This window comes from Verrucomicrobiota bacterium (genome assembly GCA_019247695.1).
In the GTDB taxonomy this organism is placed as follows: Bacteria; Verrucomicrobiota; Verrucomicrobiia; order Chthoniobacterales; family JAFAMB01; genus JAFBAP01.
In genome coordinates, this window is sequence record JAFBAP010000064.1 from 1 (window position 1) to 19,263 (window position 19,263).

Here is a 19,263-nt window from a genome sequence, read left to right on the forward strand (position 1 = left end):
GCCCCCATGCTGCCACTCCGAACTCCGAACTCCGAACTCCGAACTCCGAACTCCGAACTCCGAACTCCGAACTCCGAACTCCGAACTCCGAACTCCGAACTCCGAACCCTTTCCTCTTCTTCCCGCCGTGGTCCGCCGTGTTCGCCGTGTGAACTCTTACGTTGTGCCCACCCAACCCGCTGTGCCCGCCGGGTGACCGAACTCCGACCGACACCCGTTACGCGCTATCCGTTACGCCGCTCTGTTCGAGGGCGAGCTGGCGAGCCTCACTCACGAGCCGGGCGTAAGTGAGCGAGGGCCGGTCCCCGAGATGATCTTCAACCAAACGATCATTGTCGCGCTGATAATCGATCGCATAAAGCCCGAAGCGAGGGGTGAAAGAGCCCCACTCGTAATTATCGAACAGCGACCAGTGCAGGTAACCGAGCAAGGGAACGCCCGCCGCAACCATCCGGTTGACCTCCGCGATGTGCAGCTTCAGGAACCGGCTGCGCGTCATGCGATCGCGCCGTTGCGAGTTGCGGTTGTCGCTCCGGCGGCGCAATGCCATTCCGTTCTCGGCGATCAGGACCTTGCGGTCGCCGTAATCACGGCTGTAATACTCACAAAAGAAGTGCATTCCGGCCGGCAGCACGCGCCAGTCCCACCATTTGCTGGTGAAGCTGCTCATCAGCCAGCTGCGCAGTGATTTATCCTTGAATTCGTGGTCCCACCACACCGGCAGGCGGAAGATGTGGACGGCAAACGGATCGTAGTAATCGAGACCGATGTAGTCGAAGGCAACGGGGCGCTCGGCCGCATAGAGCTCATCCGCCAGCGACCTGAAGAGGTCAGGCATGAAAGTTTTGTAACCGAGCCAATTGCTCATCCGCTTGGTTAACGAGCCCGCCAGAGAGGGAAGGTCGCGTTTGAGCGGGAGGGCAGCGTCTGCAAAGGCCCGTTCGAACTCCCGGATCTTATAGTACACGTAGTCACGCAGCCCGGAGGCTTTAACTCCGCGCTCCCGTATGCTCAACAGGTCCAGCAACACCTTATCCGACCAATAGAGATCGCTGCAGTAGTTGTTGAACGTCACCATCGGGTCCGGCCAGCCTTGTTCCTCGGCCAGCCTGTGGATCAGGTTATACGCGCGCAGGTGCGCGCTCAGAATGTTCCGGTACGCCTCAGCCAGCGTTCGCAGGCCGTTCAAGCGACGTTGGCGCCCTGGAAACTGCGTGCCCAGGTAGGTGTTGAGCACGAGCATGTTCGGCTCGTTGATGGTGATGTAATACCGGATCGGCGGCAGGCCGTGGCGATCGATGAGCGCTCGATTGACGTGCAGGAGCGTGTGTTCAACGTACCGGGCGAAGAGTTCACCGGTGGTCGGGTCCAGCCACGGATCGGACCCAAGCCAGGCCGGATGAACGAAGTGATGCAGGGTCACGACCGGTTCAAGGTCGTTGCGCCGGCATTCTGCCAGCATCTCGACGTAATGGTCCAACGCCTTGGCATTAAACGGCGGGGGCGCCCCCATGCGGTCGACGTGCGTCGGCTGAATCCGGCTCCACTCCAGGCCCAGCCGGAAAGCATTCAGGCCCAAATCGCGGCACCGGGCGAAGTCTTCAGGAAACCGGTTCCAGAAATCCGCCGCCAGGCCCACGCTGGCCACGTCGCCGCGCCGTTCCACTTCGGCCCAATTCGTTTGTGGCTGGCCCGGACCGTTGTAACCGCCTTCGGCCTGGTACGCCGAAGTGGCCACCCCCCAGAGAAATTCAGACATACCCGATCGGCCTAAAGTTTCAGCGCACCTTGAGATCGCGTTCTTTCGACGCTGCCAAGGTCATCGCTTCCGCGTCATCGTCGGTAACGGCAAGCGGGGTAATGTCGTCGGCCACCAGCGTCTGAACGATCGTTCGAGCCGCGTGCGGACGGCTGAACGCATAGGCCTGCCTGCGCATCTGCTCAAGCCGCAGCGGGTCGTCGAGAAGACTGTCGACCTTGAACGGGATCGTGGTCATCTCGTTGCACTTGATCGCAACGCCTTCTTCCAGGAGGTGATCGCTGTTGCGTTCCTCCTGGCCGGGGATGGGGCTCATGATTACCATCGGCAGCCCGCAGGCGAGCGCCTCGGAGCTCGTCAAACCACCCGGTTTACCGATAAACAAGTCCGACATTTTCATCAGGTCAGGCATACGGTCGGTATACCCGAGGACCCGGAAGTTGGCCGGTTGATCGGCGACTACTCGTTCGACCCGTTCTTTGGTTTCCACACTTCGTCCGCACACCACAATGGTTTGCGTCCGGTTTCGAAGGTGCTTAAGGCGTTCCACGACAAATTCGGCGGGCCCGACCCCCAACGCGCCGGCCGACACCAGCAACGTCGGGCGCGTCGGGTGTAACCGGTACTCGGCCCGGAGAGCAACGCGATCAACGGGAGTGGTAAACTCCGCGTCAATCGGGATCCCCGAAACGGTGATGCGTTCGCTCGGCAAACCGAGCGCCTCCAGGTGCGCTTTGGTCTCGTCAATCGCCACGAAATATCGGTGAAACATCCGGGATAACCACATCGCGTGGAAATCGAAGTCCGTCACGACGATCGACAGGTGCGCATCGAGAAGTTTCTTGGCAATCAGGTCGGAAATGATACCGGCCGGCATGAAATGGGTGCAAACCGTGATGTGCGGGTCAAATCTCCGGATGAACTTTACCAGCGGCCCCGTGTTGAGGCGGTCGAGCATCAGCCGCATGCCATCCGTACGCCACGGTTCATCGCTTTGCTTGTACCACCAGCCCAGGAAATCCGGCGCGGTCTCAACCAGGCGCGTGTAAAGCTTCGAGTAGAAGTCGCGGAAAAGCTTGTTGGTAAAGTGCAGCGCATCGCTGTGTTTCACTTCGCTTACCTGCGGGTGTTCGCGAAACACCTTGGTAAGTGCGTCGCCAGCGCGCACGTGCCCCGTCCCGGCGCTGGTCGACATGATCAAAACCCTCTTTTTCATCAATAGATTGCCACAAATGCCACAAGCGGAAAACTGCCACATATGGAAGAGCCTTCACGGCGGCGCTTCCGGCCATCCATCGGCGACTCACGGCACCGGGAAAATGCCACAAATGAAAAATGCCACAAATGGCTCTCGGCCATTCGTGGCATTCTTCGGGTTATGGCCTTGAACTAGCGCCGCGAATGAAAGCCAGTCATTGGGGGCGTTTTTCTGACGCTACAAAGGGGGGCTGCAAGCGCCGCCACCGGGACTCTTCCATCTGTGGCATTTTTCCGCTTGTGGCATTTGCATTTTCCGCCCGTGGCATTCTCTCAATACCGGTAAAACTCCGGCTTGAACGGGCCCTCGCGGTTGATGCCGAGGTAATCCGCCTGCTTCTGAGTCAGCTGGGTCAGCTTGACGCCGAGTTTGGCGAGGTGCAACTGAGCGACCTTCTCGTCAAGCTTCTTCGGCAGGACGTACACCCTCTTTTCGTAACTTTGGTGATTGTTGAAAAGCTCGATCTGCGCCATCACCTGATTGGTGAACGAGGCGCTCATCACGAATGACGGATGACCCGTCGCGCAACCCAGGTTCATCAGCCGGCCTTCCGCCAGGATCGTGACGCGTTTGCCATCCGGCCATTCAACCTGGTCAACCTGCGGCTTGATGTTGATCCGCTTCAGATTCGGATCGTCAAACACGCTGGCCACATCGATCTCAAGGTCGAAGTGACCGATGTTAGCCACGATGGCCTGGTGTTTCATCCAATCGAGGTGTTCGCGCCGGATAATGTCGCGGCAACCGGTCGCCGTGATGAAGATGTCGCCCTCTTTGGCCACGTCTTCGAGCGTCGTCACCTGGTAACCTTCCATCGCCGCCTGAAGCGCGCAGATCGGATCGATCTCCGTGACCACCACGCGCGCACCCTGGCCCTTGAGCGACTGGGCGCAACCCTTGCCGACGTCACCGTAACCGCAAACCACGGCCAGCTTGCCGGCGACCATCACGTCGGTCGCACGCTTCAAGCCGTCCAGCAGGGACTCGCGACAACCGTACAGGTTATCGAACTTGGACTTCGTACACGAGTCGTTCACATTAAAGGCCGGGCAGCCGAGTTCGCCCCGCTCCACCATCTGGTAGAGCCGGTGCACGCCCGTCGTGGTTTCCTCGGAGATGCCCCGGATCCCCGGCAGGAGGTGCGGGTATTTCTGGTGGATCAGCAGGGTCAGATCGCCGCCGTCATCCAGGATCATGTTGAGCGGCTGTCCATCGGGCCAGAACAGCGTCTGCTCGATGCACCAGTCGTACTCTTCCAGCGTCTCACCTTTCCAGGCAAAAACCGGGATGCCCTCGGCCGCAAGCGCTGCCGCCGCGTGGTCCTGCGTGGAAAAAATGTTGCAGCTCGACCAGCGTACCGATGCACCCAGCTCAATCAGGGTTTCGATCAGCACGGCCGTCTGGATCGTCATGTGCAGGCAGCCCGCAATCCGGGCGCCCGCCAACGGCTTGGACGTGCCGTACTCGCGGCGCAGGGCCATCAGGCCGGGCATCTCGGTCTCGGCAATTTCGATTTCTTTTCGACCGAACTCAGCCAGGCCCAGATCGGCCACCCGGTAGTCCGCAGAAGGTTTGCTAGCGACGTTGCTCATTGGTGATTAAGTGATAAAAAGAGGATTTTGGAGAGCGTATGGGCCGCCGATGGGAGGTTCGCCTCAGGGTCCCCGGCCGTCACACCCCCCTCTCCAAAGGGTGAAGTCAGGAGGCGAGGTGTTTGAGGGCCTCGGCTTTGTCGGTACGCTCCCAGGTGAGGGCGTCGAGATCGTCTTCCCGGCCGAAATGCCCGTAGTTGGTGGTCTGGCTGTAGATGGGCCGAAGCAGTTGGAGATCTTCGATGATGGCTGCCGGTTTGAAATTGAATACCTGCTTGACCGCACCCTCGATTTTTTCTTCCGCGACCGTTGAGGTTCCAAACGTGTCGACGCTGATGCTGACCGGGTCAGGGTACCCGATCGCGTAAGCGAACTGGACTTCGCAACGATCCGCCAGGCCCGCCGCCACGACGTTCTTGGCGACGTAACGGCCCATATAAGCCGCCGAACGGTCCACCTTCGAGGGGTCTTTACCCGAAAACGCGCCGCCCCCGTGGCGCCCCATGCCGCCATAGGTATCGACGATGATTTTGCGCCCGGTAAGGCCCGAATCCCCTTCCGGGCCGCCGATCACGAACCGGCCGGTAGGGTTGATCAGGTAGCGGGTTTGAGAATCAATCCACTCAGGCGGGATCACCTTCCGCACGACGCGTTCGATCACGGTCTCCCGGATCTCCTTGTGCTTCACGTCCGGCGCGTGCTGGGTTGAAATCACCACCGTGTTTACCCGGACCGGACGGTAACCTTCGTATTCTACCGACACCTGCGTCTTGGCGTCGGGACGCAACCAGGGAAGCTCGCCGCTCTTGCGCAAACCGGTGAGCGCACGCCCAAGCTGATGGCTGAGGGCGATGGGAGCCGGCATCAACTCGGGGGTCTCACGCACGGCAAACCCAAACATCAAGCCCTGGTCCCCTGCCCCTTGCTCGGCAGTCTCTTTTCCTTCCGCCGCTCGGGCGTCAACGCCTTGGGCGATGTCGTGCGACTGGCGGCTGAGCGCCTGCATCACCAGGCAGGTGTCGGCGTGAAACAATGAATCTTCATAAACGTAGCCGATCCCACGAACGGCGGAGCGAACCTCGTCGATGTAATCAAATCGGGCACTCGTGGTGATTTCGCCCGCCACCACGACGAGGTTGCCTTTGACCAGCGTTTCACAGGCTACCCGGCTTTGCGGATCCTGGGCCAGACAGGCATCCAGGATACGATCGGAAATGGTATCGCAGACCTTGTCGGGATGCCCCTCGGTCACTGACTCGGAGGAAAAGATGTAACGACGCGCCATAGGTTTGATGAAGGAAGATACGGTCAACGAGGCTAAGAATACCGCAAAGCCGTACATTGACCAATCATGATATCCTGATATATCGACTGAAACCGCATGCCGTCAATGCTGAATTTACTTCGGATAATATCCGACCCGACCCGCCTGCGCTTGCTCGCCTTGCTTGAGCCGAGCGAACTTTCGGTCGCCGAAATTCAGGAAGTTCTGGGTATGGGCCAATCGCGAATCTCGACTCACCTCGCCCAACTCAAACGGGTGGGGCTGCTGGAAGACCGGCGGGTAGGCAAAAATATTTATTACCGTTGGGCGCAAGCCCCGAGCTTCCCGGCCGGGCAGCTGAAGGACCTCGTCCATCTCGCCACCGGTGACATGCCTGAAGTGTCGCAGGATCGAGCCGGGCTTGAGCACGTGCTGGAAAAACGCAAGGACCGGGCCCGCGAGTACTTCGACCGGCTGGCAGGCCGTTTCGGCCGGAGCCATTGTCCCGGACGATCCTGGCAGGCGCTCGCGCACCTGCTGCTGACGCTGGTGCCGGAGGTCGACGTGGCCGATCTGGGTGCGGGCGAAGGCACCCTCGCCCAGCTGCTGGCCCGGCGGGCCCGGCGGGTCATCGCGGTTGATATCTCAGAAAAGATGGTCGAGTTCGGGGCGAACCTTGCCCACGACAATGGGTTTACTAACCTCGAGTACCGGCTCGGTGACCTCGAAGCGCCGCCGATCGAACCGGATTCCGTGGACCTGGCTATCTTTAGTCAGGCGTTGCATCATGCAAACCACCCGGAGCGGGCCCTTACTGCCGCACGCCGGATCCTGCGTCCGGGCGGGCGCGTCCTCATCCTTGACCTGCTGGCGCATACCTTTGAGCAAGCCCGGGAACTCTATGCCGATCTCTGGCTTGGCTTCAGCGAGGTCGAACTATTGCGCCTGCTGGAACAGGCCGGCTTTGAACGCCGTGAATGCCGGGTCGTGTCTCGAGAAACCGAGAGTCCCTACTTCCAGACGGTGTTCGCCACGGGCATGAAAGTGCCACAAACCGAGTGACGGGTAACGCGTAACGCGTAACGGGTAACGGGTGCGGTTCGCCGTTCGCCATGTGCCCTTCATCTGTGTCCAGCTATGCACTCTGTGGATGATTTCTCTTTTCTGCGTTGTCTGCGTGTTCTGCGGACATTTTTACCTTTTCGGTGGATCCGCCCTGTCTGTCGTGTGATCGAACCCGCTACCCGTTACGCGTTACGCGTTACCCGTCACTCGGTTTGTGGCATTTTTCCGCTTGTGGCATTTGTGGCATTTGCGGCATTTTCCCAGCGCGCCGCCGGCTCAGACATGGCGTTTTGGCGCGTCGCCGCGCGCTCGGATGAATCCGACCCGTCGGGCGCGGTACGGTATCGGCAGCTTCAAGCTCAGGGGCCGGACGGGCAGACCGCTGAAATCTGGGTGGCTTTCGGCCTTATCGGGCAGGTGCGATGCCAGGTTATCGCTCAATCCATTCACCCGTTTGAGTCGGTGCGCGCGGCGGTCGAGCAAAGCGGTTCGATGGCCGGCGTGAACGGGGGTTTCTTCAAAGCAGACGGTTCACCGGTCGGCCTGCTTGTGTGTGAAGGGCGCCAGTTGCATCCTTTCGAGAAAGCCCGGCTGCTTTCAGGAACGTTTCTGATCCGGGCCGGTCGTCCTTACATTCATCGGGTTACGGGCATGCCCGCTGGGCCTCTGGACGGCGCCATCCAATGCGGTCCATTGCTCGTGGAACGCGGGACCGCGGTAACCGGGCTGAATGATGAGCGGGTTGCGCCGCGCACGTTCGTTTTCCTCACCGGACGAGGCAAAGTGGGCATCGGCATCATCCGGTCTACGACCCTGGCCCAGGCGGCCCGGCTCCTCATTTCCCCGGCCCTGCTGCGTGATGACCGGATCAATATCGCCCTTAACCTGGACGGAGGATCGTCCACCGGATTTTTCGGCCGGACCAGGGGCGGTTCACTCGATCAGCCGGAGTGGGCGCGCGTCGCCGATTGTCTCGTCTTCAGCCCCAAAACGACGAATTTTCGTTGACTCGCACCAAGGGCTGACCACCTTCGCATGCGCAGCCTTTATGAAGTGGTTCCGTAGCGGCGTGGTATGTGCCCTCGTTTTACTGTTGTCGGCCAGTCTGGCCCAGGCGCTTGATCAGTCCAGGCAACAGGTTATCGACGCGTTCCGCGCAAAGTTCGACATCTACATCAGTGCATTGCAAGAATTGCAGGCAGCCTTAAGCACCGCCAGATCCGAGGCCGACGTGGTGAAGGCCGCGGACCGGTTCTGCGACGATGCCAACCGCTTCGTGGACGAATTCAATGCCACCCGTGAATACTACCAGGACACCGAGCAATTGAAGTCCCTGACGGCCGATCCCGAGGCCAGAAGAGCCGTTGAGGACTTTGTGAACGGCGTGCAGAAGCACATCGAAGACGCGCAGGGCACCTTCGATAACCTGATCCGGCAAATCACGAAATATCAGCAGAATTCCTCGTCAATCCGAAGGGTGCGCGACCGGGTGGCGGCGACCTGCCGTCGGGTACAACTCATTAATTTCTGAATCGTCCCGGCCGGTCAGGACATTTTACACGCTGCTTCGGACCAGATCGCGACGCCGGGCCTGCTCGGCGTCGGACAATACGGCCATGGCAGGCAGAGCGGCCGGCAAGTCCGGCAAGTTTACCCAGGAACGGCATCCCCCGAATGACCTCTGGTACGGGAACACCCACGGTTCCGGCAGCCGGTAAGCGCGGACGAAAGCAAGGTGCAATCCCTTGGGCTCGCTGTAATCGGCCCGCTGTTGCAGGACCTGGCCGGTAAGGATGTGCAACGGCCGCAGCGGCTCCACACGGGTGAGATCCTCCACCCAGACCGTAAACTCGACGCTCACCCATGCCTGGATCGTCACCGAGGCAGGTTGCGCCTCCAGAGACACGGTGTCGTCAACGCGAACGCATTGGAGTTGCTCATGAAAGAACGTCGGGAACAGGAAAAATTGGTCGTGCTTGAAACGAAACCCTTGCCGGCCCTCAGCGATGCCGCCCTTTCGAAAGATGACGCTCGTCTCGCCCGCCAGCATCGACCGGCAAACCAATGCCCATTCCTTGAAGCCGATCGCCGGGCCGGCTTCGAGTGAGACTGAACCCGGGATGAGGGGAGTTGCCGATGCGTCCATCCGCAACGCTATCACAACCGCACCGGCGCTCAAAGCCGAGGAGGGCGTCCGTTGCGGCCAAGCTTTCACATTGCAGCCCCCTTTCAATCTGGTTTAGTAAGCCTTTCCATGGCGGTACGGATTGATCTTCATTGCCACTCTTTTTTTTCTGGCGACGGGGTCAGCAGTCCGGAGCAGCTGATCGAGGCTGCGCGTCATAAGGGCCTCAACGGGTTTGCGATGACCGATCACAACACGTGCGACGCCGTGACGTACATGCTGGATAAAGGCCTGATGCGTCCCGACGGGTTGCCGGTCGATGGTTTCCTGGTATTGCCGGGTGTTGAGATGACCACGGCGGAAGGCCATCTGCTGTGCATCGGCGCGACGTTGCCCAACCTGAAAGGCCGTCCGGCCCTCGAAGTGTGCCATCGAATCCATGAAGCGGGCGGGCTCGCCATTCCGCCCCATCCATACGACCTTTTTCGGGCCGGGATTCGCGAGAACGTTCTTAACACCCTGCCCATCGATGCCGTCGAGGTGTTTAATGCGGCCACGACGCTTAAGCGGTACAACCAGATGGCGTTCGAGTATGCCCGGCGCCGTAACCTGCCGATGACGGCGTCGAGTGATGCCCACCATTACGCGGCGGTAGGTACGGCCTGCACGATCCTTGACACCGCAGACTTTTCCGTCACAGGGATTCTGCATCAAATCGTCAGGCAGAACGAACTGAGCCAGCGTTACCTGTCCGTCCGGGACAGCATTCGCAAAACCTGGAGCAACTGGTTACGCCTGCGGAAACGGAAATCGCTTGAAGAATTGCTCCGGTCCGATGTTCCTCCGGAGGAAGGGTGACGGGTAACTCGTAACTCGTAACTCGTAACTGGTAGCGGGTGCCCAAGCGCGCTCGGAGTTCAGAGACCTCGTAGCACCGCGTCCAACCTATCCGCGGATCACGCCGGATCCACAGACAAATACCTGATCCGCAGCATCCGCAGCCTGAGATCCGGAAACCCCGGACTTGGCACCGGCAGGCGGCCCTCAGGACCGAACTTCACCCGTTACCAGTTACGAGTTACCCGTCACCCGCCACTCATTTGAGCCTCACCGCCCTGGTTTTATCGAGTTTGAGGATCTCCCCGGCTTGAAGCGGTAAGGTAATCCGGGGATCGTTCACCTTTTCGCCGCGCCATTGGACACTGCCTTGCTCGATCAAACGGCGGGCATCGCTCCGGGATTTGGTGATTCCAAATCCTTCCGCGTACGCCGTGACGACGGCCGCAGTCAGATCACCGGCCAGTTTCGAGAGCTCGACCTCAGGAAGGTCTGCTGCCCGCAGGTCGCGTTTGGCGAAGCGCAGATTGAAGTCGTCCGATGCGGCTTTGGCAGCGGCACCGTCGTAAAAACGTTCGACCAGGCGGGAGGCCAATTCCTTCTTGGCGTCCAGCGGATGAATGGCGGGCACGCGCTCGTGCAGCAAAATATCGTAGTAGCGGTCCATGAGTTCATCGGAGATACTCATCACTTTTCCGAACATCTGCGCCGGCGGCTCGGTGATCCCGATGTAGTTATTGAGGCTCTTGCTCATCTTCTGGACGCCGTCCAATCCTTCCAGGATGGGCAGAAGGCAAATGACTTGCTGCGCTTGCCCTTCTTCCTTTTGCAGGTCGCGGCCCACCATCACGTTGAACAGCTGGTCCGTACCGCCAAGCTCCACGTCCGCCCGGATCATTACCGAATCCCAGCCCTGCATGATGGGGTATTGCAGTTCGTGGAGAAAGATGGCCGTTCCCTGGTCGAGGCGGTTCCTGAAATCTTCCCGCTGCATCATCTGTTGGAGTGTGACCCGGCTGTTGAGCCGGATGACGTCCATAAAATTCATTTTGCCGAACCACTCGCCGTTAAACACCAGTTCGGTGCGGTCCCGGTCGAGAATCTTGAAGGCTTGTTGCTGGTAGGTTTCGGCGTTTGCGAGCACCTGCTCACGGCTGAGCATCGGCCGGGTGCTCGAGCGGCCTGAAGGGTCCCCGACCATGGTGGTGAAGTCGCCGATGACCAGCACGGCAAGATGGCCAAGCTCCTGGAACTGGCGCAGCTTGGACAGACCCACCGCATGGCCCAGGTGCAAGTCCGGCGCCGTCGGGTCAACCCCGAGCTTCACCCGCAAGGGCCGATTTTCCTGAAGCTTTTTCTCAAGCTCCGATTCGCTGATGATTTGCGCACCGCCGCTCCTTAGCTGCTGGATCGTTTCCGGGATACCACTCACACTCATGCCGGACAAACAAAGACTGGGATAAAGCGAGGCTCAAGGCTGGATTATCCCGGTTGGAGGCTCACCCATTTCCTTTGGTGCCGGTCCGACGCGACGCGGCGCCTAATCCTAACACCGTTTGACAAGGCAGCGTGCCTGATGAACTTTCCGCACTTCCTGGAACCCGAGAACCACTGCTATGAAAAGAACGTACCAACCTTCAAAGCGGACCCGCAAGCGCCAGCACGGGTTTCGCGCCCGCATGAAGACAAAAGGGGGTCGTGCCACCCTGGCCCGGCGCCGGCAACGGGGTCGCAAGCGGCTTCTCCCGGTTGGAACCGACGTCCACTACAAGCGCCATACGCATCAGTACACGTTTCAGGGCTGACCTGAACCTTCCGGATGGTTCGCGAGGCGCGGCAGAGGTTCCGGTTTCCGCGTTCTGCGCGCCTGACGCGCGCCTCGGAGTTCAGACTTGTCAAGCAGGATGGAAAAGCGTTCACGGGCAGGTACGTCGTTTTGGCCGTTTTCAGACCGCCGGATGAAACGAGCGTGCGTGCCGGGCTCGTGACCAGCCGGCGGGTCGGTCCGGCAGTGGTGCGGAACCGGGTGCGCCGCCGGTTGCGTGAAATTTACCGTTTGAATCGGGCACGGATCGGCCCGGGTTGGTGGCTGGTGACGATTGCCCGCGTAAGCGCGTCCTCGGCCAGCTTGGCGCAACTTCAGCAGGACTGGTTGCGGCTTGCCGGACGGGCTTCTATTTTAGAAACGAGTTAGCCGTTCGCTTTTATGTCGGTTCTGAGATTTTTGCTCCGGGCGTACAAAGCCGTCTTGTCGCCGGCCATGGCCCTGCTGACCGGCGGCCCCGGTTCCGGTTGCCGTTTTGCGCCGACCTGTTCGGAATACATGGTCGAAGCCATCGAGCGTCACGGCTGGATACGCGGCTGCCGCCTGGGGCTCAAACGGCTGTGTCGCTGCCATCCTTGGGGCGGCAGCGGTTTCGATCCCGTACCGGAGAAAATTTCAGCACTCAGGCGGAGCCAGTAACTTCCTTATCTTTTATCTAACATGCCCCGAGATCGCCTCACCTGGGTTATTGTAACCCTTGCCGCCATTGGCTTGCTGGCCTCCCTTTATTGGCAACAGCAAGACCTGGCCCGAAGCCGCGCTTACAACGAAGCGCACGGCATCGTCACCAACCCCACGCCCCACGCCAGCTCCAGCCCGGTGACCGCTCCGGCTGCAGCCCCACCGGATTTCGGCAATGCCCCGATGGAAACCGCGGCACCGGCAAGCGGGGCACCGGATAAAACGGCGACGCTCAAAAGCAGCGTGGCTGAACTGCATTTTTCCACCAATGACGGCGGTCTGGCAGACATCACGCTGTCGCAGCATCGGGCTGAGGGAGATAGACCGGTCGAGCTCAGCATGCCACTGGTTCCCGCCATTGGCGCGATCTCCCAAAACCCGAATAACTGGCGGGATGACGGCTACGACGTTCGGGAGGACCAGGCCGCCGGCCAGGTGACCCTCACCAAACAAGTCGCGAATAACCTTACGATCACGAAGGTTTATTCCCTCGGCGCCAAGACCGGTCTGCAGGATCCGTACCAGATCGGCTTGGCGTTGACTTTCCAAAACCGGGGTAACCAGCCTTTCACCAACCCCGGGTACTTCGTCAGTACCGGTGCGGCTCAGCCGATTCACCAGTCCGACCTGCCGTTGCGCACCGTTTTTGATTGGTACCGGGACGGCAAACTGCGTTCGATTAACGTCAGCTGGTTTAACCCGTCATCTTTCCTTTTTTTCCCGACCGGACCAGGCAAGGAGGTCTACACCGATACGGGCGACCAGATCCTCTGGACGTCGGTTGCCAGCCAGTATTTCGCGACCATTCTAGCCACCCAAAATGAGGCCGGCGATAAGGTCTGGGCACGGCGCGCCCCGGTACCGGGCGGTAGTCCGCAGCAAGGCCCCTGGCTGATCGAAGGCGCCCTCGGCATGCCGGGCTTCACCCTCCAGCCCGGTGAGACAAGGACCGTCAACTTCGCCATTTACGGCGGCCCCAAAGAATACAGCCGGCTCGCCAGGTTGCCGAACGACCAGTGGCGCATCCTGGATTTCGGCTGGATTGCGCCGTTGGGCAAACTGCTGCTGATCTCCCTTAACCAGCTGCACGCCTGGGTAAAGAGTTACGCTCTCGCCATCATCCTGTTGACCATCGCCATCCGCTCGCTGCTCTGGCCCCTGCAAAATGCCAGCATGAAAAGCATGCGGAAGATGTCGAAGCTTTCGCCCCTGATCAACGACTTGCGCACCAAGTACAAGGACGACCCCCAGCGCATGAACCAGGAGATGATGAAACTGTACAAGGAGTACGGCGTAAACCCGCTCGCCGGGTGTTTTCCGATGCTTGTACAGATCCCGATCTTCTTCAGCTTCTATTCGATGCTGGGTACCGCCATTGAACTGCGCAACTCCAGCTTTCTGTGGGTGAAAGACCTTTCTCAGCCCGACACGATTGCCTATCTGGGTTCCTTTCCGATCAATATTCTGCCGTTGATCATGGTCGCCGTGCAGCTCTGGCAACTCCAGGTGACGCCCAAAACGGGAGACCCATCGCAGCAACGCATGCTTTACATCACCCCCGTCATTTTCCTTGTTTTCTGCTACAACTACGCTTCGGCGCTTGCGCTGTACTGGACGGTGTCAACCTTATTCACGGTCGTTCAGACCTATTTGACCCGGCGGCAAACCGAGCCCCAACTGACCAAGGTTTCTGCGGCGCCAACAGTTGCTAAGAAAAGGAGTTATCGGTAATAATCGGTCGGTCCTCTCGAAGGACGGCTTTATGGAACCAAGAGAAATCCTGGATACGATGTTGGGCTATCTGGGGTTTGTCGCGGAGATCCAGGAAATCCAAACCGAGAACGGCTGCCAGCTGCAGGTGTTCACCGCCGAGAGCGATGTCCTGATCGGGCGGGAAGGCGAGGTCCTTGAAGACCTGCAATTCCTGCTCAACCGCATCCTGCAGGCGCAGGACCGCAACGCACCAAAGGTTCAGGTCGACGTTGCGCACTGGCGCGCGATGCGGGATGATCGGCTGCGCAGCCGGATCCGGCACATTGCCGATACCGTGCGCGCCTCCGGACGCCCGGTAAAACTCGAGCCGATGAACTCTTACGATCGCAGGATCGTGCACAACACGCTCAAGGATGATCCCGACGTGATGAGTTTCAGCCCCAGCGACGACGCACGGATCAAACGGATCACCATCCAGCGCCGCAAGCATACTCAGTGATGGGTAACGCGTAGCGCGTAACGGGTAACGGGTGCGGATCACCGTTCGGCGCTGAGGGGCAGGTACCGGGCGTCAAGCTCAGGGTTTGTCTTCTCGCCGTGTGACCCGACTCCGAACGCGCACCAGCTACCAGCTACGAGTTACCCATTACCCTTCCGGCAATTTCAGCTTCGCAATCTCGGCCATTACCCGCTCACTTAGGTGCTGGTAAATTTCGCGGCCGCCTTCCAGGTCCGCCTTGGTGAAACGGATCGGCTTGCCGACGACGACCGTGATGGGCTGCAACTTCAATCCGCCCGTTTTCGGCAACGCCTCAAAGGAACCAAAGATCCGGATGGGAACGACCGGCGCCAACGTTTTGGCGATGACCATGCCGAGCCCTGCCCGGGCGGGTTGCAACCGGCCGTCGAGCGTCCGCGTGCCTTCCGGGAAAATGATGACGCGCTTCCCCTCCTGCAATAAGCGGATGATCGTCTTTATCGCGCTGATGTCTCCGCGCTTCCGGTCAACGGGCACGGTGTTGAGCTTCGAGATAATCCAGCCGGCGACCTTTATCTTGAACAAGGTGTCGCGAGCCAGAAAGTAGATCGGTCTACGGCAGGAAATGCCGATCATGGGCGGATCGAGGTAACTCTGGTGGTTGGATGCAAGGATGGCGGGTCCATCCTCGATCAGGTTGTCGCGGCCGTACACTTTGTGGCGGAAGCCGAGTTTGCCGATCAGCGTGCAAAGGCTGTAGCCGATCCAGTAATAAACATTCATGCGCGTTCGCGCGGCTCCCGCCGCAAACCTTTTTCCTCCAGTCGCCGCAGGACCAGCGCGACGACCTGATCCAGGGAGAGCTCGGAAGTGTCGACCACCTCTGCATCCGGCGCAATCGCCAGAGGGGCAAGCGTGCGGGACGCGTCCAACCGATCCCGGGAAGCAAGGTTATCCTGTTGGCCTTCAGCGGCGCGCCGCCGTGCCCGCACCTCCGGCGAAGCGTCGATATAAAACTTGTAAGGAGTGTCGGGAAACACGGCCGAACCGATGTCACGACCTTCCATGATGAGGTTCGCCCGTTCGGCAAACTGGCGGAGCGGGCCCAGCAGAAATTCACGGACCACGTTAAGCGCCGAGATTTTTGAGACCACGTTGTTTACCGCTGCCGAGCGCAGGTGCGGCTCGGGATCAACGCCATCGATCGAGATGAAAGACGCGTTGTTCCGTAAATCAAAGCGGAACGACGTTTGCCTCAGCAACGCTGCAACCGCCTGGGAATCGTCGGCCTTGACGGCCCGCTCATTGGCCAGCCAGGCAATTGCCCGGTACAGCGAGCCGCTGTTGACGTACGTAAAGCGCAACTCCGCCGCCAGACGCCGGGCCACGCTGCTCTTGCCGGACGCCGCCGGGCCATCGATGGCGATTACGGAGTAACGCGCAGCCACGTCAACTGCTCGGTTTAGGGCACCTCGCCGGGTTGATCACCGGCGTCGGCGCGTTTCGGTCCGGCGCAAGAAACTTCTGCAGCTGATCCTCGAATCCGGGGTACGACGTGGCGATGCATTCGGTGCCTTCGATCACCGTATTTCCCTTGGCAAACATGCCCGCCACCGCAAACGCCATGGCGATGCGGTGATCTCCGAAACTGTTGATCCGTGCTGAACGCAGCGGGTTCCCGCCTTGGATTTCCATGCCGTCATCGCGTTCAATGACGTTCACACCCATCGCGCTCAAATTGGTGACGAGCGCTGCGATCCGGTCAGTTTCCTTAACCCGCAATTCCTTTGCGTCCTTGATGACCGTCTTGCCTTCCGCAAGCGCCCCGGCCACGGCAAGGATCGGGATCTCATCAATCAGATTCGGGATCTCGGCTCCGCCGATCACGGTGCCGTGTAACCGGCTGCCTTGGATACGAATTTCGCCGCGCAGTTCGCCCTGTTCCCAATCTTCCACCACTTCATGGATGTGCGCCCCCATGCGCAATAACACAGACAAGATCCCGGTACGCGTCCGGTTGAGACCGACGTCGCGCACCAGCAGGTCGGAGCCGGGTTGGGCTGCGGCTGCCACCAGCCAGAACGCAGCGCTCGAAATGTCGCCCGGCACCGTGAAATCCCGCGACTCGATCGTTTGGTCACCGTAGATGGCGATCATGTTCCCGTGGTCGGACGCTTCCCGCACCGTACGCACCAGGAAGTATTCCAGCATCCGTTCGGTATGATCCCGTGTGGCCACCGGTTCCGTTACAATGGTCTTACCGGCCGTCCGCAATGCCGCGAGCAAAATCGCGCTTTTTACCTGCGCGCTGGCCACCGGCAGCTTGTACTGAATCGGGTGCAAAGGTCCCCCCCGCACCCGCAAAGGAGCCGTTCCTTTCGGTTCGGTGGCGGTGATGCCGGCCCCCATCTGCGTCAGGGGCTCAATCACCCGGCGCATCGGCCGTGAAGAGAGCGAGGCGTCGCCGATCAACGTGCTTTCAAAAGGCTGGTCGGCCAGCACCCCGCAAAGCAGGCGCATGAGCGTTCCGGAATTGCCGCAATCAATCGGGTGCGGCGGCGGCTCAAAGTGCCCTTTTTGACCATGGACCACCAGGGTAGTCTCTTCGGGGTGGTCAATCGTAATCCCGAGCGATCTCATCGCCCGGACCGTGCAGACGCAATCCTGGCTCGGCAGAAAACCACGGATGACGCATGTCCCATTGGACATTGCCGCGAGGATCACGGCCCGGTGCGAAATGCTTTTGTCTCCAGGCACCCGTACCTCCGCGTTGATCCTGGGCGCAGCTGCGACGTTAAGCTCCGGCATAGAAAACGTTAAAAGTTTAATCTATCGCGATTCCGCTTACCGGCGTCCAGTAATCCTTCAAGATATTTATGGTCGCATTCCGCGAGGGCGGTACGCAGGCGCTCCAAACGGCCGCCGTACAGTTCCAGGTAACCGGCTATGGCCGAGCGGTTGGCCAGCAAAATTTCGGTCCAGAGCCGGGGCGCGCCGCTGGCGATCCTCGTGGCGTCACGAAACCCCGGCCCCACCACGGAGAGGGCTTCAGGAATCTCGGCGCCGACTAATTCCACCAGCACCGCCGCAAGCGCATGCGGCAGGTGGCTGACCGCGGCCACGTAGCGGTCGTGGTCCGCGATGCTGAGGCGCGTGGTCTTGCCGCCCAGGGCCCGCCAGAACGCCTCCAGTTTCCCGACGCTGCCGGGCTTCGTCGCGAACTCCGGGCAGACAATGACCGTTGTTCCCTCGAACATCGAAGGCCGTGCCGCGGCCCACCCGTGCTGCTCCGACCCAGACATCGGATGGCTCGGCACGTATTCCGCACGCCCTTCAAACTCGGCGGCCAGGCCTCGTGCAATATCTCCTTTTACGCTGCCGACATCTGACACGATGACGCCGCTTCCAACCATCCCAGCCAATTGCCGCCCGACGTGCGCCAGAACCCCCAGCGGGGTTGCCAGTAACAGAATTTCTGCGTCCGCGGTCAGCGCCGCCAAATCGGGAGCCACCGCGATCCCGCCGGGAATTTTATCCTTAAGATCGGCGTACGGATCATAAACCGTGATCGTGAACCCCCGTTCATGCGCCGCCAGGGCAATTGATCCACCGATCAAACCGGCGCCAGCCACCCCGATTACGGGCTTTCCGCCCCCTCCGCCGTTTGTCATCGTTTACCCGCAATGCCGAGGCGACGCCCCGTTCCCGAACTCAACTCGGCGATTAAGGCACCAGAAAAATCTTGCCCGTATACGGATCACGCACTTCGGCTCCCGGAGGGTAACCTTCGACGTCCACCTCACCCGCGTTCGGAGCGTACGGGCTCAGGACCCGGCCCGGCTTGCCGGCAACCTTCGTGGCATACGGGTAATTCTGCGGTTGCGTGACCGCAGGCGTCGCCGCCGGATTCGGCACTGAAGTCACGTCCGTGGTCGGCGTAGGCGTCGCCTCCGGCGTCGTCCGCTGATCACGTTGCCGTGGCGTGGCTGAAGGCACTGAACTTACCGGGGGCACCGCGTTCGGCGGCGGGACCGCTCCGTAACCGTAACGATTAGTCCCGCCACTGGTTACAGACGGGGCTGAGGTGCTGCAGGAGATCAACGCGAGGCAAGCCACTGCCGGAACCAGAAATAAAAGGTGACGGGTCATACGGGAATGTTTCCGATGAGGATAAAGTCATTCCCCGAAGAATGACAAATGACAAATTCTTTTCCCCCCCTCCCACGGTCACACGGCGGAACACGGCGGGCAGAGGAAATCATCCGCAGAACACGCAGAAGGACGCAGAAAAGAGAAAACATCCAAAGATTACACAGATTGACACAGATTAAGGTCACACGGCGGGCACGGCGATTTGGCGGGCGCAACGTAAGAGTTCACACGGCGAACACGGCGAGCCACGGCGACCACGGCGGGAAGAGGAGAGAGTTCGGGGTTCGGGGCTCGGAGTTCGGAGGCGCCGTAGAACCAGGTCCGATCTCCCCCGAGGGGCACGCTCACCCGGCCGGAAAACGAAATGATCCGCAGAACACGCAGAAGAACGCAGAAAAAGATCCACGAAACCGGAGCTTGACACCGGCAGCTCGCCCCCATGCTGCCGCTCCGAACTCCGAACTCCGAACTCCGAACTCCGAACTCCGAACTCCGAACTCCGAACTCCGAACTC

The 19,263-nt window shown here is 60.2% G+C and carries 20 protein-coding genes; 9 read left to right on the forward strand and 11 right to left on the reverse strand.

Annotated features, from left to right (window positions below):
• Positions 1-217 precede the first annotated feature (217 nt).
• The 4 genes from JO015_06735 to JO015_06750 all read right to left on the reverse strand — a co-directional run bounded on the left by JO015_06735 (position 218) and on the right by JO015_06750 (position 5,894).
• Positions 218-1,759, reverse strand: coding sequence for a glycoside hydrolase family 1 protein (locus tag JO015_06735; GenBank protein ID MBV9998795.1), 1,542 nt, complete (start codon positions 1,757-1,759; stop codon positions 218-220).
• A gap of 19 nt (positions 1,760-1,778) precedes the next feature.
• A complete protein-coding gene (locus tag JO015_06740) occupies positions 1,779-2,975 on the reverse strand; it encodes a glycosyltransferase (protein MBV9998796.1) in 1,197 nt (398 codons plus the stop codon).
• Positions 2,976-3,289: 314 nt separating this feature from the next.
• Positions 3,290-4,609 (reverse strand): adenosylhomocysteinase, encoded by a 1,320-nt coding sequence (locus JO015_06745; GenBank protein ID MBV9998797.1) that lies wholly within the window; start codon positions 4,607-4,609, stop codon positions 3,290-3,292.
• Positions 4,610-4,715: 106 nt separating this feature from the next.
• Positions 4,716-5,894, reverse strand: a complete 1,179-nt coding sequence (locus tag JO015_06750; GenBank protein ID MBV9998798.1) for a methionine adenosyltransferase — start codon at positions 5,892-5,894, stop codon at positions 4,716-4,718.
• Positions 5,895-5,990: 96 nt separating this feature from the next.
• Between JO015_06750 and JO015_06755 the strand changes: the two genes are divergently transcribed.
• The 3 genes from JO015_06755 (at position 5,991) to JO015_06765 (ending at position 8,469) form a co-directional block, all read left to right on the forward strand.
• On the forward strand, positions 5,991-6,935 hold the full coding sequence (locus tag JO015_06755; GenBank protein MBV9998799.1) for a metalloregulator ArsR/SmtB family transcription factor: 945 nt from the start codon (positions 5,991-5,993) through the stop codon (positions 6,933-6,935).
• A gap of 234 nt (positions 6,936-7,169) precedes the next feature.
• On the forward strand, positions 7,170-7,946 hold the full coding sequence (locus tag JO015_06760; protein MBV9998800.1) for a phosphodiester glycosidase family protein: 777 nt from the start codon (positions 7,170-7,172) through the stop codon (positions 7,944-7,946).
• Between the two features lie 40 nt (positions 7,947-7,986).
• The gene (locus tag JO015_06765) at positions 7,987-8,469 is read left to right on the forward strand and encodes a hypothetical protein (GenBank protein ID MBV9998801.1); all 483 of its coding nucleotides are present in this window, start codon (positions 7,987-7,989) and stop codon (positions 8,467-8,469) included.
• 24 nt (positions 8,470-8,493) lie between these two features.
• Here the strand turns inward: JO015_06765 and JO015_06770 are convergent, their stop codons facing one another.
• On the reverse strand, positions 8,494-9,084 hold the full coding sequence (locus JO015_06770) for a DUF1802 family protein (GenBank protein ID MBV9998802.1): 591 nt from the start codon (positions 9,082-9,084) through the stop codon (positions 8,494-8,496).
• Between the two features lie 108 nt (positions 9,085-9,192).
• On the opposite strand from JO015_06770, the gene JO015_06775 reads away from it, so the two are divergent.
• Entirely contained in the window at positions 9,193-9,921 is a 729-nt protein-coding gene (locus tag JO015_06775; GenBank protein ID MBV9998803.1) for a PHP domain-containing protein, read from the forward strand.
• 238 nt (positions 9,922-10,159) lie between these two features.
• Here the strand turns inward: JO015_06775 and JO015_06780 are convergent, their stop codons facing one another.
• Positions 10,160-11,338: a tyrosine--tRNA ligase gene (locus JO015_06780; GenBank protein ID MBV9998804.1), complete on the reverse strand. Its 1,179-nt coding sequence runs from the start codon at positions 11,336-11,338 to the stop codon at positions 10,160-10,162.
• Positions 11,339-11,516: 178 nt separating this feature from the next.
• Here JO015_06780 and rpmH point away from each other — a divergent pair, with 178 nt between their 5' ends.
• Genes rpmH through JO015_06805 form a run of 5 tightly spaced genes read left to right on the forward strand, consistent with a single transcriptional unit; the run spans position 11,517 to position 14,618 of the window.
• On the forward strand, positions 11,517-11,705 hold the full coding sequence (gene rpmH, locus JO015_06785) for a 50S ribosomal protein L34 (protein ID MBV9998805.1): 189 nt from the start codon (positions 11,517-11,519) through the stop codon (positions 11,703-11,705).
• A gap of 14 nt (positions 11,706-11,719) precedes the next feature.
• Positions 11,720-12,094, forward strand: coding sequence for a ribonuclease P protein component (gene rnpA / locus JO015_06790; protein MBV9998806.1), 375 nt, complete (start codon positions 11,720-11,722; stop codon positions 12,092-12,094).
• A 12-nt stretch (positions 12,095-12,106) separates the two neighbouring features.
• Positions 12,107-12,364 carry a membrane protein insertion efficiency factor YidD gene (gene yidD, locus JO015_06795; protein MBV9998807.1) on the forward strand — a complete coding sequence of 86 codons (258 nt, stop codon included), beginning with the start codon at positions 12,107-12,109 and terminating at the stop codon, positions 12,362-12,364.
• 21 nt (positions 12,365-12,385) lie between these two features.
• Positions 12,386-14,137 (forward strand): membrane protein insertase YidC, encoded by a 1,752-nt coding sequence (yidC, locus tag JO015_06800; protein ID MBV9998808.1) that lies wholly within the window; start codon positions 12,386-12,388, stop codon positions 14,135-14,137.
• A 31-nt stretch (positions 14,138-14,168) separates the two neighbouring features.
• A complete protein-coding gene (locus tag JO015_06805; protein MBV9998809.1) occupies positions 14,169-14,618 on the forward strand; it encodes a single-stranded DNA-binding protein in 450 nt (149 codons plus the stop codon).
• 147 nt (positions 14,619-14,765) lie between these two features.
• Here JO015_06805 and JO015_06810 read toward each other — a convergent pair whose 3' ends face one another.
• The 5 genes from JO015_06810 to JO015_06830 are packed head-to-tail and all read right to left on the reverse strand — an operon-like array spanning position 14,766 to position 18,746.
• Positions 14,766-15,380 (reverse strand): 1-acyl-sn-glycerol-3-phosphate acyltransferase, encoded by a 615-nt coding sequence (locus JO015_06810; protein MBV9998810.1) that lies wholly within the window; start codon positions 15,378-15,380, stop codon positions 14,766-14,768.
• Positions 15,377-16,045 carry a (d)CMP kinase gene (cmk, locus tag JO015_06815; protein MBV9998811.1) on the reverse strand — a complete coding sequence of 223 codons (669 nt, stop codon included), beginning with the start codon at positions 16,043-16,045 and terminating at the stop codon, positions 15,377-15,379. The genes JO015_06810 and cmk overlap by 4 nt, the downstream gene beginning before the upstream one ends.
• A 1-nt stretch (position 16,046) precedes the next feature.
• Positions 16,047-17,405, reverse strand: coding sequence for a 3-phosphoshikimate 1-carboxyvinyltransferase (gene aroA, locus JO015_06820; protein ID MBV9998812.1), 1,359 nt, complete (start codon positions 17,403-17,405; stop codon positions 16,047-16,049).
• Positions 17,406-17,413: 8 nt separating this feature from the next.
• The gene (locus JO015_06825) at positions 17,414-18,268 is read right to left on the reverse strand and encodes a prephenate dehydrogenase/arogenate dehydrogenase family protein (GenBank protein ID MBV9998813.1); all 855 of its coding nucleotides are present in this window, start codon (positions 18,266-18,268) and stop codon (positions 17,414-17,416) included.
• Positions 18,269-18,320: 52 nt separating this feature from the next.
• The gene (locus JO015_06830) at positions 18,321-18,746 is read right to left on the reverse strand and encodes a hypothetical protein (GenBank protein ID MBV9998814.1); all 426 of its coding nucleotides are present in this window, start codon (positions 18,744-18,746) and stop codon (positions 18,321-18,323) included.
• Positions 18,747-19,263 lie beyond the last annotated feature (517 nt).

Excerpts from the sequence above, each read along its gene's own strand:
- JO015_06770 (MBV9998802.1), bottom strand. The coding sequence starts at position 9,084 with ATGGACGCATCGGCAACTCCCCTCATCCCGGGTTCAGTCTCACTCGAA.
- rnpA (MBV9998806.1), top strand. The coding sequence starts at position 11,720 with ATGGTTCGCGAGGCGCGGCAGAGGTTCCGGTTTCCGCGTTCTGCGCGC.
- JO015_06825 (MBV9998813.1), bottom strand. The coding sequence starts at position 18,268 with ATGACAAACGGCGGAGGGGGCGGAAAGCCCGTAATCGGGGTGGCTGGC.
- JO015_06775 (MBV9998803.1), top strand. The coding sequence starts at position 9,193 with ATGGCGGTACGGATTGATCTTCATTGCCACTCTTTTTTTTCTGGCGAC.
- JO015_06755 (MBV9998799.1), top strand. The coding sequence starts at position 5,991 with ATGCCGTCAATGCTGAATTTACTTCGGATAATATCCGACCCGACCCGC.
- JO015_06830 (MBV9998814.1), bottom strand. The coding sequence starts at position 18,746 with ATGACCCGTCACCTTTTATTTCTGGTTCCGGCAGTGGCTTGCCTCGCG.
- yidD (MBV9998807.1), top strand. The coding sequence starts at position 12,107 with ATGTCGGTTCTGAGATTTTTGCTCCGGGCGTACAAAGCCGTCTTGTCG.
- rpmH (MBV9998805.1), top strand. The coding sequence starts at position 11,517 with ATGAAAAGAACGTACCAACCTTCAAAGCGGACCCGCAAGCGCCAGCAC.
- JO015_06745 (MBV9998797.1), bottom strand. The coding sequence starts at position 4,609 with ATGAGCAACGTCGCTAGCAAACCTTCTGCGGACTACCGGGTGGCCGAT.
- JO015_06780 (MBV9998804.1), bottom strand. The coding sequence starts at position 11,338 with ATGAGTGTGAGTGGTATCCCGGAAACGATCCAGCAGCTAAGGAGCGGC.
- aroA (MBV9998812.1), bottom strand. The coding sequence starts at position 17,405 with ATGCCGGAGCTTAACGTCGCAGCTGCGCCCAGGATCAACGCGGAGGTA.
- yidC (MBV9998808.1), top strand. The coding sequence starts at position 12,386 with ATGCCCCGAGATCGCCTCACCTGGGTTATTGTAACCCTTGCCGCCATT.
- JO015_06750 (MBV9998798.1), bottom strand. The coding sequence starts at position 5,894 with ATGGCGCGTCGTTACATCTTTTCCTCCGAGTCAGTGACCGAGGGGCAT.
- JO015_06735 (MBV9998795.1), bottom strand. The coding sequence starts at position 1,759 with ATGTCTGAATTTCTCTGGGGGGTGGCCACTTCGGCGTACCAGGCCGAA.
- JO015_06740 (MBV9998796.1), bottom strand. The coding sequence starts at position 2,975 with ATGAAAAAGAGGGTTTTGATCATGTCGACCAGCGCCGGGACGGGGCAC.
- JO015_06805 (MBV9998809.1), top strand. The coding sequence starts at position 14,169 with ATGGAACCAAGAGAAATCCTGGATACGATGTTGGGCTATCTGGGGTTT.
- JO015_06765 (MBV9998801.1), top strand. The coding sequence starts at position 7,987 with ATGAAGTGGTTCCGTAGCGGCGTGGTATGTGCCCTCGTTTTACTGTTG.
- JO015_06810 (MBV9998810.1), bottom strand. The coding sequence starts at position 15,380 with ATGAATGTTTATTACTGGATCGGCTACAGCCTTTGCACGCTGATCGGC.